This window comes from Vibrio algivorus (genome assembly GCF_030161215.1).
In the GTDB taxonomy this organism is placed as follows: domain Bacteria; phylum Pseudomonadota; class Gammaproteobacteria; order Enterobacterales; family Vibrionaceae; genus Vibrio; species Vibrio algivorus.
The window spans coordinates 190,692-204,738 of sequence record NZ_BSPV01000001.1 but is presented as its reverse complement, the minus strand read 5'-3'; the positions used below and the strand labels follow the sequence as shown (position 1 = coordinate 204,738).

The following is a 14,047-nucleotide window of genomic DNA, read 5'->3' as shown; positions in this document are numbered from 1 at the left end:
CGGCCCGAGCGACGAGAAACGTAACTTATTTTACTCGACCTACATACTCACCAGTACGAGTATCGACTTTCACTACTTCACCAATTGCAATAAATAGTGGAACGCGAACAACTGCACCTGTGCTCAATGTTGCAGGTTTGCCGCCTGTTCCTTGAGTATCACCTTTAAGGCCTGGGTCGGTTTCTGTTACTTCAAGCTCAACAAAGTTTGGCGGAGTCACAGAGATAGGGTTATCATTCCACAACGTTAGAGTACAAACGTCATTTTCAACTAACCATTTAGCCATATCGCCGACGGCTTTAACGTCTGCGGCAATTTGCTCAAAAGTTTCGTTGTTCATGAAATGGTAGAATTCACCATCGCTATATAGATAACCTAGTTCTACATCAACTACGTCAGCCAGTTCAAAGCTTTCACCTGACTTGAACGTTTTCTCTAACGTTTTTCCAGACAAAAGTTTGCGAAGCTTAACGCGGTTAAACGCTTGCCCTTTACCAGGCTTAACGTATTCATTTTCGATGATTGAGCAAGGCTCATTATCCAACATGAATTTTAAACCACCTTTGAATTCATTGGTGCTAACTGTCGCCATGATTTCCTCTATTATTCTTCGAGTTCAATTTAATGCCCGATATGATAACCCGAAAAGTCATTTCTGTTGAGCAAAAGTGGCGTAAAACCTCGCCAAATACCCGACAAAATGATCCAACTCGACAAAATTCTTGGTTAACCGAATTAGCACAGGCGATTTCAGATCCCATGCAATTGCTTGAATTATTGGAAATTGACCCTACGCCGTGGTTATCAGGGTTGAAAGCACGTCAGCTATTTTCCCAACGTGTCCCTAGAAGTTTTGTCGATAGAATGGAAAAAGGCAATCCACACGATCCTTTATTGCGCCAAGTATTACCTTTAAATGAAGAATTTAAAGTGCATAACGGATACTCAACTGATCCCCTAGATGAGCAAGACAATGTACTGCCCGGTTTATTACATAAGTACACTAGTCGAGTACTGATGATCGTAAAAGGCGGTTGTGCGATAAATTGTCGCTATTGTTTCCGTCGCCATTTTCCTTATCAGGACAATAAGGGCAATAAAACCACTTGGCAGCAAAGCCTTAACTACATTCTCGAGCATCCTGAATTAGATGAAGTGATTTTATCTGGTGGCGATCCGTTAATGGCCAAAGACAGTGAACTGCAGTGGCTTATCGAAAATATCGCTCAAATAAAACATATCAAAACGCTACGAATTCATAGTCGTTTACCGGTAGTGATCCCATCGAGAATTACTGATGACTTATGCAAAATCCTCCAGCGTACTCACTTAAATGTTGTACTAGTGACGCATATTAATCACGCGAATGAAATTGATGATGAACTAAATATTAACTTAAGCAAGCTGCGCCAAGTTGGTGTGCACTTACTTAATCAAAGCGTATTATTAAAAGGGATTAATGATTCGGTAGAGGCTCAAGCAGCATTAAGTCACGCTTTATTTAATGCTGGTGTCCTACCTTATTACTTACACTTATTGGATAAAGTACAAGGTGCTGCTCACTTTTATGTGTCAGATGAGAAAGCAAGACAGATCATGTCTGAATTACTCAAGCAAGTATCAGGGTACCTAGTCCCTAAACTGGCACGAGAAATTGGTGGTGAGGAGAGTAAAACACCAATCGATCTCCATCTATCTTAATAAGGCATCATTATGGAATTGGAAGATATTTATCGCCGTGATCTTAACTTACTTATTGCCTTACGTGTATTAATTGAAGAAGGCTCTGTAAGCAAAGCAGCTCAGCGTCTTAACCTTAGTCAATCAGCTATGAGCCGAGTTCTAGGTCGCTTACGAGTGTTACTCGACGATCCTTTATTTACTCGCCAAGGGCAACATCTCATTCCCACTCAGAAAGCCTTAGATTTTGATCAATCTCTTACTCAACCACTTGAGAATATCCGCGATATCTTATCCCCTCAAGAATTTGAACCCAAAGCGTGCCGCCAAAAATTCACTATTGCCACCACTGACTATGCGATGCAAACCATTCTACCGTTTGCTTTGCCGCGTATTTATCAAGAAGCACCAAACCTGCAACTTGAGCTAGTGCCATTGCAACATAATAACCTCGCCCACCAGCTGACGACGCAAGGTGCCGACATAGCAATCTGCCGTCCCACTTATTCGGTGGCCCCGTTGCATAGTGATATCCTCGGCAAAGTCAGTGTCTTTTGCTTATTGTCGAGTAATCATCCATTAGCCAATGTTGAACTGACATTGGATGATTACTTAAATAGTCGTCATGCCATGATTGCGATCAGTGATGGCGTTAAAGCGCTGATTGATGAGGCGCTTTCTGACTACCCTAGCCCTAATTTAGTTCTGCGTTCTTATCATCTAGAAGCGGCATTAGCGGTAATGGATACTCTACCTTTGATTGTCACTGTACCCGCCGATCTTGCCTACTTAGTCGCAAAGCGCTACAACCTAGTGATTAAGCAACTACCTTTTAACTTAACCCCATTCGATTACTCGCTAATTTGGCACTCTCGTTGTGATCATTCCGCCTCACAACAATGGCTTAGAGGAGTATTAAAACAAGAATGCGGTAAATTAATTTCGGAGCGAATTAAAGTGATGGGAATAGAGTAAGGAATTAAAAGTTTCTGGGAAAAGAATATAGTGGCTCGGGCGCTTCGCTGATCGTGACTCGAAAAAATAAAAATCCCTAAGCTGAGATCGCTATTACTTTCACATATCACTAACAGCAAAACCTCGTTCAAATAGCATAATTTTTAATCTATGATACACTTTGTGTGAATAGTTAACACAAGGTAAATCCCATGGGACGAACAACAAGTGTCACAATCGGCGAATCACTCAATAGCTTTATTGAACGTATGGTACAAAGTGGCCGTTACGGCTCAACCAGTGAAGTAATGAGAAGTGCCTTACGTTTATTGGAGCAACAAGAAAACCAGCAAAATATGCTACGCAATGCGATTGAGGAAGGTGAACAAAGTGGTGAAAGCAACTTATCTTTAAAGCAGATTGCTGTGCAGCGCAAGGCTAAATTGAGTGTATAAATTATCCAAAAAAGCCGAAGAAGATTTTGGGGCAATATATGACTACACTTGGCTAAATTTTGGTGAAGATCAGGCGGATGACTACACCGATGATATGGAACGCTGCTTACTTATTCTATCTGAAGCGCCTTTGCTTGGCCGCGATTACAGTCAGCTCAAACAGGGAATAAGAAGACATGATTATAAAAAACACACTATTTTCTATCGAATAAGAGAACAGGATATTTTCATTCTGCGCATTTTACATCAACAAATGAGCCCTATGCTTCACCTATAAAAAAAGCCAAGCAGCGACTCATGTCAAAGCACTGCAAGGCTTTAGTTTTTTTTCTAGGTACTAGGAACTAGCCCGCTAGCTCCCTTATTTCTTTTAAATCTTAACGACTACTCGGCCAGTTACTTGACCATTAGTAATGTCTTCAGCGTATTGTGGTACTTCTTCTAACGTAATTTCTGAACAGGCTTGTTCAAAGTAACTTGCTGGAAGAATCTCAACTAATTTATTCCATGCGGCAATACGCTTCTCTGCTGGGCAATTGACTGAATCAATACCTTGTAGACGCACATTGCGTAAGATGAAAGGCATCACTGTTGTCGGTAAGTCAAAGCCAGCAGCTAGACCACATGCAGCAACGGTAGAATCGTAATCCATCTGGGCCAACACTTTAGCTAAAACTTTACTACCAGCGGTATCAATCGCACCAACCCACACTTGTTTTTCAAGCGGACGAGCGGGTTCTTCAAATTCTGAACGGTCAATAATACGAGATGCACCACGAGCTTCAAGCCAAGGGCCGTTTGTTTCTACACGCCCTGTAACGGCAGCCACTTTATAACCAAGTTGGCTTAATAAAGTAACAGAAACCGAACCAACACCACCACTTGCGCCAGTCACTAAGATCTCACCATCTTCAGGTTTTACACCCGAATCTAAAATGGCTTGTACACATAACATGGCAGTGAAACCTGCGGTACCAATCATCATCGCTTGTTTTGGATCAAAGCCTTGTGGTAATGGTACTAGCCAATCGGCTTTTAGGCGTGCTTTTTCAGCCATACCGCCCCAGTGATTTTCACCAACCCCCCAACCGGTTAGAACGACTTTATCGCCTTCAGAATAACGGTCATCTTGAGATTCTAAAACCGTACCGGCGAAGTCAATGCCAGGAACCATTGGAAAGTTACGAATAATTTTGCCTTTACCTGTTACAGCGAGGCCATCTTTGTAGTTAATTGAAGAGTAATCAACCGCAACCAGTACTTCACCTTCCGGCAATTGGTTTTCATCTAAAGTTTCGATATTTGCAATCGTACGTTTGTCTTCTTGGTTTAACACTAAAGCTTTAAACATAACATCTCCAACGTGTGGGTGAGCCATTCGACTTAATATGTTGGCAGTATAGGTAATAAACCTTAATAAAAACAGTGATAACAACGCATACATATTATGTATAAAACGCATACTTAAATTAAGTAACAATGTGTTTAAGTCATTACAAATAAACTAACGATGATAAAAACTATTTACCTTAGAGATAAAAAAATATCATCAAAAATCAACTAGATCTCTTATTCAAAAATCATCATATTCCAACTTCTTACCACACCTCTTTTGTTATCAATTTCATTAACGAATTAATAAGGACGAAACACTCCAATGTACCCTGAATGGCTTAATATCGACCCCTTTGATTGGTGGTCTCTCGCGGCCTGTGCGATTAATGGCACTTTAATTGGTTTAGAGCGTCAGCTTCGTGGCAAACCTGTCGGTATTCGCACCGCGATATTAATTATTTCCGGTACTTACTTATTTATGGCGATGGCCGTGTCTCTGTCTCCGAATACGCTCGATCAAGCTCGGGTATTAGGGCAAATTATTACCGGTGTCGGCTTTTTAGGTGCCGGTGTAATGATGACTATGGATGGCAAAATTCATGGCGTGACTTCTGCAGCCGTGATTTGGGTTCTAGCAGCACTAGGATTAATGATTGGCCTTGGCCATGAAACTCAATCCATCATATTTACCGCTTTAGCACTCACCGTGTTATTGGGGGTAGATAAAGTCGAAAAAAGCTTTCAAAGCCTACGTCGCGGAGTTCATCAAACCATGCAAAAACGCCGTCGACCTAAGACGATTAATATGAATAGAGTAATAGCTAAAGAAGAACAAAGTAGCGAAGATTAAATGAATGGCAAAGATTAGCTTATAAAATAAAAATGAGCGTCGTAACGTAAACTTGCTTCTATAACATTGCCCCAAGTAACCCGCAAATTCTGTATGCAGGGTTACTTGGGGATATATCAAAGCGTCTTTATTTCAACTTGGTATCCCATATCTGAACTACCAACAAAATCCACATAGTTACGGATCGCCGGCAGTGCATCATCGCTATGATGAGAGACATACAAAAGTTGGCTCAAGTTTTCTTGCGCTATCATATTAAGCGTATTCATCACCAGTTTACGGTTAATAAAATCTAACCCTTGATATGGTTCATCGAGAATCAATAACACCGGTTGTTTAATCAACGCGCGCCCAATTAACAACAAACGCTGCTGACCATAGTCGAGTTGTTTAAAACTGGTTTTCTCAAATTGGCTCATATGCAAAATCGCCAGCCAATCTTTCGCTAAATCCATCTGTTTTTTACTTGGTTTTTGGTAGAGTCCTATCGAATCGAAGAAACCGGAAAGCAAAACTTCCATAGCGCTACAATTAACTCGATATTGCAAATGTAAGGCGGATGACACAATGCCGATTTGCTCTTTTACTTGCCAAATGGTTTCACCACTACCACGAGGCTTACCAAACAAGGTAATGTCATTACTATAACACTGTGGGTGATCGCCGAGAATCAAACCGAGCAAGGTACTCTTACCACAACCATTCGGGCCACGCACTTGCCAATGCTCACCATTATTGATTCGCCAATTTACCTCTTTGAAAATTAAACCATCGGTGTATTCAACTTTGCCATTTTTAAGCTCCATTAAAGGATCCGAATATTTAGCTTTATAGCGCTGCTGTTTAATTAATTCGAGTACTTGTTGGCTACGTTGCTGCGAGAGCGCATTGAGCTGAGCCATGACGGGATGATCATTCCATTCACTGATAGTCATAGGCTCACTTAGGCGATGGATGATATTACTATCGTTATCTGTCTTAGTATTAAGCACGCCTGTCTTAGTAACTTCTACGTTAAACATCGCCACATGAGTAATACAGTCCGGTAATTCATCTTCACGGGAAGTAATAATCAACAATTGAATGGACTTCGACAGTGTTTGCAGTAATTGCGATAATTGCTGTTGATGAGCAATATCAAGCCCAGCGTAGGGTTCATCGAGTACCAGCAATTCTGGTTCAATTGCGAGCGCCCGAGCTAACATTACCCGACGGGTTTCTCCTGTTGAAAGCTGACGAAAACCACGCTGACGTAAATGAACGAGATCAGTTAAAGCTAACAGACTCTCTAATTGCTCAGGATCTGTGCACATTTCAGACACCAGAGATTCGACACTCGAACCATAATCAAAACGGTCCATGAAATCAGTATCATCATCCGCCAGCTCTTTTTCGAGCAACTGCTGTTGAAGGTACAAAGAGACCCAACCTACTTTGTTGGGTCTACCTTCAATTAATGCCTGTTCTAGTTTGAGATCACCGGCTAATAAACGACCCAGCAAAGATCCGGCATGACTATAGGTTGAAAATATCCCCCAATGTTGGCCTACTTCCATCGTCCAATCGTCAATTCGCAATCCATAACAATTATCAATAAGGTTTTTTATTCGCATCGCCAAAATAATTTCATCCCTATAAAAACAAACACCAACGCAGCACGCACAAACAAAAAATTAACACAAAAAACACATCATTGAACTATCTTTTATTCATCGCTAAATCAAGACAATAAATGACATTAACTTTACATGCCTCCTTAATTTTGGAGTAAGTTACCCCTCATTATCTACTCAAATATACAGGTATTTATCATGTTAAAACGCACTCTTGTACTATCACTCGCTATTGCCTCTACTTTTGCTTCTGCGGCAACACTTACAGACAAGCAACAGAAAAACATTGATGATATCAACGCCCAACTACAACAAGTTGAAGCGACAGCGGCTTCAAATATCGAATCTTTAACTAAAGATCTTGATGTTGCAACTGAGAAAAAAGACCAAATGAAGCTCAATGCTCAAATTAAACTAAATGAACAAGCAAAAGCGAACGCTGAAAGACAATAAAAGCAAATGGAAGAGTTTACAGCTAAAATTGAAAACTTAACGGATGACCAAGTAAAAGACATCCAAAACAAAATGGACGAAATGAAAGAAAAAGCAGACAAAATCGCAGAAGATCTAAAATGATTCGCGATTTAAGATAAAAAACTTATAACAGACATCCTCTTACGCTGATAAAAGCATAAGGGGATTTTTTTGCTTGTGAATCGGCAGATAACCTCAGATTTAGATAACTAGAGCGACTCAATACCGTAACTAAACTTAATAAAAAAAGGCTCACAACCTTAGCTGTGAGCCTCAATACTTTGAGCTATGAATCTAGATAGCTAGTGATCGGTTGATCACATCATGCCACCCATACCGCCCATTCCACCCATGCCGCCCATATCAGGCATTGGCGCTGCATCTTGTGGCTTATCTGTCACCATCGCTTCAGTTGTGATCATAAGACCGGCAACAGATGCTGCAAATTGTAGTGCAGAACGAGTTACTTTAGTTGGATCCAAAATACCCATTGCGATCATGTCACCGTATTCGCCTGTTGCCGCGTTGTAACCGTAGTTACCTTCGCCAGCGCGTACATTGTTAGCAACCACTGATTCTTCATCACCTGCGTTCTTAGTGATTTGACGAATTGGAGATTCCATTGCACGAAGCGCGACGCGGATACCTACGTTTTGCTCTTCGTTGTCACCTTCAAGGCCTACCACTTTAGAAGCGGCGCGAATCAATGCAACACCACCACCGGCAACGATACCTTCTTCAACCGCTGCGCGAGTTGCATGAAGTGCATCTTCAACACGGTCTTTCTTCTCTTTCATTTCAACTTCAGTCGCTGCGCCAACTTTGATGACTGCAACACCACCAGCTAGTTTCGCTACGCGTTCTTGAAGTTTTTCTTTGTCGTAATCTGATGTTGCATCTTCGATTTGTTGACGAATTTGCGCCACACGACCTTGAATCATGTCTTCTTCGCCAGAGCCATCAATGATAGTTGTCGCTTCTTTGGTAATAGTCACGCGTTTCGCTTGGCCAAGATCTTCTAGTGTTGCTTTTTCTAGCTCAAGACCGATTTCTTCAGAAATCACAGTACCAGCCGTTAGAACCGCGATGTCTTGTAGCATTGCTTTACGACGGTCACCGAAACCAGGTGCTTTCACTGCAGCTACTTTCACGATACCGCGCATGTTGTTCACAACAAGAGTAGCTAGCGCTTCACCTTCAAGATCTTCTGCAATGATCAATAGAGGGCGAGATGCTTTTGCAACTGCTTCTAATGTAGGAAGCAATTCACGGATATTTGATACTTTCTTATCAACCAAAAGGATGAATGGGTTATCAAGATCGACACTACCCGCTTCTTGGTTGTTGATGAAATAAGGAGATAGGTAACCGCGGTCAAACTGCATACCTTCTACTACGTCTAACTCATCTTGTAGAGCTTGACCTTCTTCAACAGTAATAACGCCATCACGACCTACTTTTTCCATCGCCTCAGCAATGATTTTACCAACAGAGCTGTCAGAGTTTGCAGAGATAGTCGCGACTTGCTCAATCTCAGTACTGCTTGAACAATCTTTAGACAAACCTTTTAACTCTTCAACTGCCGCTGTTACTGCTTTATCAATACCGCGCTTAAGGTCCATTGGGTTCATACCTGCAGCAACCGCTTTAAGACCTTCAGTAATAATTGATTGTGCAAGAACGGTTGCGGTAGTGGTACCGTCACCCGCTACATCGTTCGCTTGAGAAGCGACTTGCTTAACCATTTGTGCGCCCATGTTTTGGAATTTGTCTTCCAATTCAATTTCACGAGCAACAGACACACCATCTTTAGTGATAGTCGGTGCGCCGTAAGATTTGTCTAGTACTACGTTACGACCTTTAGGGCCTAATGTTACTTTTACTGCGTCTGCTAAGATGTTTACACCTTCAAGCATTTTTACGCGAGCGTCATTACCAAATTTTACGTCTTTTGCTGCCATGTTCTTATTCCTTATAAAATCTATTGAATGCGTTTGGTTTTGAATTCAGAAGTGAATAAGTCGGTGCTTACTCAATAATTGCTAAAATGTCATTCTCAGACAAGATTAGAACTTCTTTACCATCGATTTTTTCAGACTTAGTGCCATAGCCTTCAGCAAAGATCACAGTATCACCTACTTTTACGTCAAGTGGTTGTACTGTGCCATTTTCTAAAATACGACCTTTGCCGACAGCTAGAACTTTGCCGCGAGTAGATTTTTCCGCAGCTGAACCAGTTAATACGATGCCACCAGCAGACTTTGATTCTACTTCTTGGCGCTCAACGATAACTCGGTCATGTAAAGGACGAATGTTCATCTGTGCATCTCTCCTGATTAGATGTTCATGGAAATATTTAAAGATACCGAGTAATTCTCTCGGTCTGTTTGGATATGTGGGGTGAAGATGATCAAAACCCAAGGGGGAACGTGAAAAAAATGTGATAAAGATCAGAATAAAGGAAGTTGCGAGAGCCGAGTACGCTTCGCTCCGTGTTGCGAGTAAAAGCAAATGCGGAGCTCGAGTCTCGGTCGCTACGAGAAACGAGAAACGAAATCAACTCCTAGTCACCAGTAACAAAAAGGCTTATCCTAACCACTTCATCATCAGCGAATCATTTCCATGCAAGACAAACACGGCTTATTGACTGGCCCCATACCCAAAGTATTGCAAACTATGACCTTACCTATGGTGGTTGGGTTATTGGCGATCTTAACCTTCAACTTAGTCGATACCTTTTTTATCTCACTACTTGGTACTCATGCACTGGCCGCTATCAGCTTTACTTTCCCTGTCACTTTTGGTGTTAGCTGTATTACATTAGGTATCGGTATGGGCTTATCCGCCAATGTTGGTCGCTTGCTTGGTCAAGGTGATACTCGTAATGCCGCGCGATTTTCCACTCATGGGCTTATTCTCGCTATTTTATTAGTCACGTTCGCCTCGACGCTTGGATTGCTGACTATCGAACCGCTATTTCTCATGCTAGGTGCGACAGACGATTTACTTCCGCTAATCAAACAATACATGCAAATCTGGTACTTCACTATTCCATTATTAGTCATTCCGATGGCTGGTAATAGTGTAATTCGCTCAACTGGCGATACCAAAACCCCTGCGAAAATCATGATGACTGCCGGTTTCATTAATGGTGTGCTCGATCCTTTACTAATTTTTGGTTACGGCCCATTTCCAGAATTAGGGATTCAAGGTGCGGCAATTGCCAGTGCGGTCAGTTGGTTCGGTGCTTTATGTGCAGCGTTATTTATCTTAATCAAACGAGAGAAACTAGTCGCGCCTCCACAAATAAAACGAATTTGGCAAGACTGGACTCAGATATTAAAAATTGGCACACCGGCGGCTTTTTCAAGTGCCATGAACCCACTTTCAGGAGCAGTATTAATGATCATGCTCGCCAATTTCGGTAATGAAGCAGTGGCAGCTTATGGTGCAGCCCAGCGAGTAGAGTCGATTATGATTATTGTATTAATGTCATTGGGCTCAGTCCTCACTCCATTCATTGCCCAAAATATCGGAGCCAACAATCAAGAGCGTAGCTTTAGTGCTTTATTTCTTGCGATGCGGTTTGCGGTCATTTTTCAATTTGGGTTATTTATCTTGATGGTGCCATTAAGCATGCCAATTGCCTCCGTCTTTAGCCAGGAGCAAAGCGTGCAAGACTTCTTATGGCACTTCTTGATTGTGGTCCCAATAAGCTATGGTTTTCAAGGGATAGTCATGATGTTGGTCAGTTGCTTAAATGCGATGCATCTACCCGTTAAAGCTTTCTTATGGAACTTCTCTCGCTTGTTTATTTTTACCCTACCTTGCGCTTGGGTAGGTAGCCTGATGAGTGGCGTTGAAGGTTTGTTTATTGGTATTGCACTTGGCAATGTGATTGGTGGGATATTGGCATATGGGTATGCGGTGAGGATGAGGAAAGACAGTTACGAGAATCGAGAGCGCTTCGCTTCGAGTTGCGAGAAAAATCAAAGTAGATACTAAGCCCAAAGAGCGTCATCCTGAATAGTGAGGTACGAACGTAGTTCAGGATCTCCTATCACACGTTACTTCCCAACAATACCCTTTCAACCTCAACACGCCTTGGGAGATCCTGAACTGCGCTCCTACGTCGCTTTTCAGGATGACTGTTACCATTTAGCGCTCGCTGTTACAAGCAACTCACAAACACGAAACCCACAACTAGCTACAATCTTCCCGAGTCACGAACAGCGAAGCGCCCTAGACTCGAGAAACAAATCTATCTTAAATCCCCGCTCCATCAATAAGTTTATGACCATTACCGTTAAACGCTTGGTCCATATCTTCCGATGGTTTGTCACTTTGTGGACGACCGACAATTTTAGCTGGAACACCAGCAACCGTCGTGTGAGGAGGAACAGCTTGAAGTACCACAGAACACGAACCTATCTTCGCCCCTTCGCCCACTTCAATATTACCGAGAATTTTCGCGCCTGCGCCAATCATCACCCCTTCACGGATCTTAGGATGACGGTCACCACATTCTTTACCAGTACCACCTAACGTCACATCTTGTAGGATAGACACATCATTTTCGACTACGGCAGTTTCACCAATCACGATTCCGGTTGCATGGTCGAGCATGATACCTTGACCAATACGTGCCGCAGGATGGATATCAACCTGACAGGCTACCGAGATCTGATTTTGTAGATAAGTCGCTAAAGCGAAACGACCTTGTTTCCATAACCAGTTAGCGACACGATAGCCTTGTAATGCATGATAACCTTTTAAGTACAAAAGTGGTGTCGAATACATTGAAACAGCTGGATCGCGGTTTACGATCGCACAAATATCACAAGCTGCACTGTCAGTGATAGAAGGATCATCTTTAAAGGCCTCTTCTACGACTTCACGTACCGTCATTGGTGGCATGGTCGCAGTTCTCAGCTTATTGGCTAAGATATAACTCAGTGATGCCCCAAGACTATCGTGATTAATGATCGTCGAGTGATAAAAGCTCGCCAGCATAGGCTCTTGTTCAGCCTGACGTCTTGCTTCATCTACAATCGTATTCCAGACTTTTTGTTTTTCGCAGTGTTTCATATATGTTCCTAGATACTGGTCCCTAGTAGAGAATTCATCCTTGAGCGTCTCGCTTAATAAATTGTTGCGGGTTGCGTGAACGCTTCACTCCGAGTTGCGAGTAAAAGATACAAGTGAGTACGAGAAAAATAAACTCCGTCATCCTGAATAGTGAGGCACGAACATAGTTCAGGATCTCCTACTGCACGTTACTCACCAAAGGAATGATTCAATCTCAACACGAGTTGGGAGATCCTGAACTGCGCTCCTACGTCGCTTTTCAGGATGACAGCTAACTTTTAGTGTGTGCCTTTACTCGCCACACGCAACTCGCAGCAATCTTTCTTTAACGATTTTCGGTTCTCGAACGTAGCGTCCCCGTATCTCAGATCTGCTTTTGCTTCTGATCTTACACGCAACTCGAAACACGTAACTCGCTACCGTCTTTTCGGTTCTCGAGCGAAACGCCCAAGAACCGAGGATAGCTATTTACCCTTCCGCTTTCTTTTGTCGTGCTAACAAATCTTGCGCCGCGAGACGAGCATCTTTTCCTTGATACAACACTTGATAGATTTGTTCAACAATCGGCATTTCAACACCCATTCTGTTGGCTAATAGCCAAACTTCTTTGGTATTTCGGTAGCCTTCCACTACTTGGCCAATTTCAAGCTGAGCAGTATCGACATCTTTACCTTTACCTAATGCTAAACCAAAGCGACGATTTCGTGATTGGTTATCGGTACAAGTCAACACTAAGTCACCTAGACCAGCCATTCCCATAAAGGTTTCAGGCTGGGCGCCTAATGCTGCGCCTAAACGACACATTTCTGCAAGGCCGCGAGTAATTAATGCGGTACGAGCATTAGCACCGAAACCAATACCATCAGACATTCCGGCACCAATTGCGATGACATTCTTAACTGCACCGCCAAGTTGCATACCAATAAAGTCATTGTTGGCATACACACGAAGAGATTTACTGCAGTGAATGGTTTCTTGAAGATCTTTTACAAACTCAGCATCAGGTGATGCGACCGCAATCGCTGTTGGCATACCTGCGGCCAATTCTTTGGCAAACGTTGGACCTGACAACACTGCAAGAGGCACTTGTTCACCGATCACATCATGTGCGACATCTTTTAATAAGCGGCCAGTTTCAGGCTCTAAGCCTTTGGTTGCCCAACAAATACGAGTATCACTACGCAAATGAGGCTTTAAGTTGTTTAATACAATACCAAATACATGACTCGGTACCACCACCAGCAAGTCGCGGCTCGCAGTAACCGCTTTCGACAAATCCGATTCAATAATCAATGACTCGGGAAAATCAATACCAGGTAGGAATTCTTCATTAGAGCGGTCTTGTTCTAAAGCCGCCATATGCGAAGGATCATGCCCCCACAAAATGACTTTAGAGCCATTACGAGCTAAAGCAATCGCTAACGAAGTACCATATGAACCAGCACCGATCACTGTCATTACGACATCATTATTGGCAGTTGAATTTGTCATGGTTAGGACCTTTAAATAGTTAATAGCGTTGCTCGGGCGCTTCGCTGTTCGTTGCTCGTATTTAGAAAAAGACAAGAGCGATAACTTTGCTATTACACGCAACTCGT

14 protein-coding genes are annotated in these 14,047 nt (G+C 42.5%); 7 read left to right on the top strand and 7 right to left on the bottom strand.

The genetic code is table 11. The features are described from left to right. Positions 1–25: 25 nt before the first annotated feature. Positions 26–592 carry an elongation factor P gene (gene efp / locus QQJ93_RS00880; RefSeq protein ID WP_089124600.1) on the bottom strand — a complete coding sequence of 189 codons (567 nt, stop codon included), beginning with the start codon at positions 590–592 and terminating at the stop codon, positions 26–28. A gap of 32 nt (positions 593–624) precedes the next feature. Here efp and epmB point away from each other — a divergent pair, with 32 nt between their 5' ends. From epmB to QQJ93_RS00860, 4 genes are all read left to right on the top strand, one after another. Further along, positions 625–1,701 carry an EF-P beta-lysylation protein EpmB gene (gene epmB / locus QQJ93_RS00875; RefSeq protein ID WP_089124601.1) on the top strand — a complete coding sequence of 359 codons (1,077 nt, stop codon included), beginning with the start codon at positions 625–627 and terminating at the stop codon, positions 1,699–1,701. Positions 1,702–1,713: 12 nt separating this feature from the next. After that, on the top strand, positions 1,714–2,655 hold the full coding sequence (locus QQJ93_RS00870) for a LysR family transcriptional regulator (RefSeq protein WP_089124602.1): 942 nt from the start codon (positions 1,714–1,716) through the stop codon (positions 2,653–2,655). Between the two features lie 191 nt (positions 2,656–2,846). After that, entirely contained in the window at positions 2,847–3,089 is a 243-nt protein-coding gene (locus tag QQJ93_RS00865) for a type II toxin-antitoxin system ParD family antitoxin (RefSeq protein WP_089124603.1), read from the top strand. Further along, positions 3,082–3,366 (top strand): type II toxin-antitoxin system RelE/ParE family toxin, encoded by a 285-nt coding sequence (locus tag QQJ93_RS00860; RefSeq protein ID WP_089124604.1) that lies wholly within the window; start codon positions 3,082–3,084, stop codon positions 3,364–3,366. Before QQJ93_RS00865 ends, QQJ93_RS00860 begins: the two co-directional genes overlap by 8 nt. 93 nt (positions 3,367–3,459) lie before the next feature. Here QQJ93_RS00860 and acuI read toward each other — a convergent pair whose 3' ends face one another. Beyond that, the gene (gene acuI / locus QQJ93_RS00855; protein WP_089124605.1) at positions 3,460–4,440 is read right to left on the bottom strand and encodes an acrylyl-CoA reductase (NADPH); all 981 of its coding nucleotides are present in this window, start codon (positions 4,438–4,440) and stop codon (positions 3,460–3,462) included. Between the two features lie 306 nt (positions 4,441–4,746). Here acuI and QQJ93_RS00850 point away from each other — a divergent pair, with 306 nt between their 5' ends. Continuing rightward, on the top strand, positions 4,747–5,274 hold the full coding sequence (locus tag QQJ93_RS00850; RefSeq protein WP_089124606.1) for an MgtC/SapB family protein: 528 nt from the start codon (positions 4,747–4,749) through the stop codon (positions 5,272–5,274). A 116-nt stretch (positions 5,275–5,390) separates the two neighbouring features. Here the strand turns inward: QQJ93_RS00850 and QQJ93_RS00845 are convergent, their stop codons facing one another. After that, a complete protein-coding gene (locus QQJ93_RS00845) occupies positions 5,391–6,887 on the bottom strand; it encodes an ATP-binding cassette domain-containing protein (protein WP_089124607.1) in 1,497 nt (498 codons plus the stop codon). Between the two features lie 198 nt (positions 6,888–7,085). Between QQJ93_RS00845 and QQJ93_RS00840 the strand changes: the two genes are divergently transcribed. Further along, positions 7,086–7,340 carry a hypothetical protein gene (locus QQJ93_RS00840; protein WP_089124608.1) on the top strand — a complete coding sequence of 85 codons (255 nt, stop codon included), beginning with the start codon at positions 7,086–7,088 and terminating at the stop codon, positions 7,338–7,340. A gap of 338 nt (positions 7,341–7,678) precedes the next feature. On the opposite strand, the gene groL is transcribed toward QQJ93_RS00840, so the two are convergent. Continuing rightward, on the bottom strand, positions 7,679–9,322 hold the full coding sequence (gene groL / locus QQJ93_RS00835) for a chaperonin GroEL (protein WP_089124609.1): 1,644 nt from the start codon (positions 9,320–9,322) through the stop codon (positions 7,679–7,681). 67 nt (positions 9,323–9,389) lie between these two features. Continuing rightward, positions 9,390–9,680: a co-chaperone GroES gene (locus tag QQJ93_RS00830; RefSeq protein ID WP_089124610.1), complete on the bottom strand. Its 291-nt coding sequence runs from the start codon at positions 9,678–9,680 to the stop codon at positions 9,390–9,392. Positions 9,681–9,983: 303 nt separating this feature from the next. On the opposite strand from QQJ93_RS00830, the gene QQJ93_RS00825 reads away from it, so the two are divergent. Next, positions 9,984–11,366 carry an MATE family efflux transporter gene (locus QQJ93_RS00825; RefSeq protein WP_179949216.1) on the top strand — a complete coding sequence of 461 codons (1,383 nt, stop codon included), beginning with the start codon at positions 9,984–9,986 and terminating at the stop codon, positions 11,364–11,366. Between the two features lie 261 nt (positions 11,367–11,627). On the opposite strand, the gene cysE is transcribed toward QQJ93_RS00825, so the two are convergent. Both cysE and gpsA read right to left on the bottom strand, forming a co-directional pair. Further along, complete coding sequence (cysE, locus tag QQJ93_RS00820; RefSeq protein ID WP_089124612.1) at positions 11,628–12,449, bottom strand: serine O-acetyltransferase; 822 nt, start codon at positions 12,447–12,449, stop codon at positions 11,628–11,630. A gap of 468 nt (positions 12,450–12,917) precedes the next feature. After that, positions 12,918–13,940, bottom strand: coding sequence for an NAD(P)H-dependent glycerol-3-phosphate dehydrogenase (gene gpsA / locus QQJ93_RS00815; RefSeq protein WP_089124762.1), 1,023 nt, complete (start codon positions 13,938–13,940; stop codon positions 12,918–12,920). Positions 13,941–14,047: the final 107 nt, after the last annotated feature.

Bases quoted from the DNA above. Each gene is read 5' to 3' on its own strand.
- efp (WP_089124600.1), bottom strand. From the start codon at position 592: ATGGCGACAGTTAGCACCAATGAATTCAAAGGTGGTTTAAAATTCATG.
- epmB (WP_089124601.1), top strand. From the start codon at position 625: ATGCCCGATATGATAACCCGAAAAGTCATTTCTGTTGAGCAAAAGTGG.
- QQJ93_RS00870 (WP_089124602.1), top strand. From the start codon at position 1,714: ATGGAATTGGAAGATATTTATCGCCGTGATCTTAACTTACTTATTGCC.
- QQJ93_RS00865 (WP_089124603.1), top strand. From the start codon at position 2,847: ATGGGACGAACAACAAGTGTCACAATCGGCGAATCACTCAATAGCTTT.
- acuI (WP_089124605.1), bottom strand. From the start codon at position 4,440: ATGTTTAAAGCTTTAGTGTTAAACCAAGAAGACAAACGTACGATTGCA.
- QQJ93_RS00850 (WP_089124606.1), top strand. From the start codon at position 4,747: ATGTACCCTGAATGGCTTAATATCGACCCCTTTGATTGGTGGTCTCTC.
- QQJ93_RS00845 (WP_089124607.1), bottom strand. From the start codon at position 6,887: ATGCGAATAAAAAACCTTATTGATAATTGTTATGGATTGCGAATTGAC.
- QQJ93_RS00840 (WP_089124608.1), top strand. From the start codon at position 7,086: ATGTTAAAACGCACTCTTGTACTATCACTCGCTATTGCCTCTACTTTT.
- groL (WP_089124609.1), bottom strand. From the start codon at position 9,322: ATGGCAGCAAAAGACGTAAAATTTGGTAATGACGCTCGCGTAAAAATG.
- QQJ93_RS00830 (WP_089124610.1), bottom strand. From the start codon at position 9,680: ATGAACATTCGTCCTTTACATGACCGAGTTATCGTTGAGCGCCAAGAA.
- QQJ93_RS00825 (WP_179949216.1), top strand. From the start codon at position 9,984: ATGCAAGACAAACACGGCTTATTGACTGGCCCCATACCCAAAGTATTG.
- cysE (WP_089124612.1), bottom strand. From the start codon at position 12,449: ATGAAACACTGCGAAAAACAAAAAGTCTGGAATACGATTGTAGATGAA.
- gpsA (WP_089124762.1), bottom strand. From the start codon at position 13,940: ATGACAAATTCAACTGCCAATAATGATGTCGTAATGACAGTGATCGGT.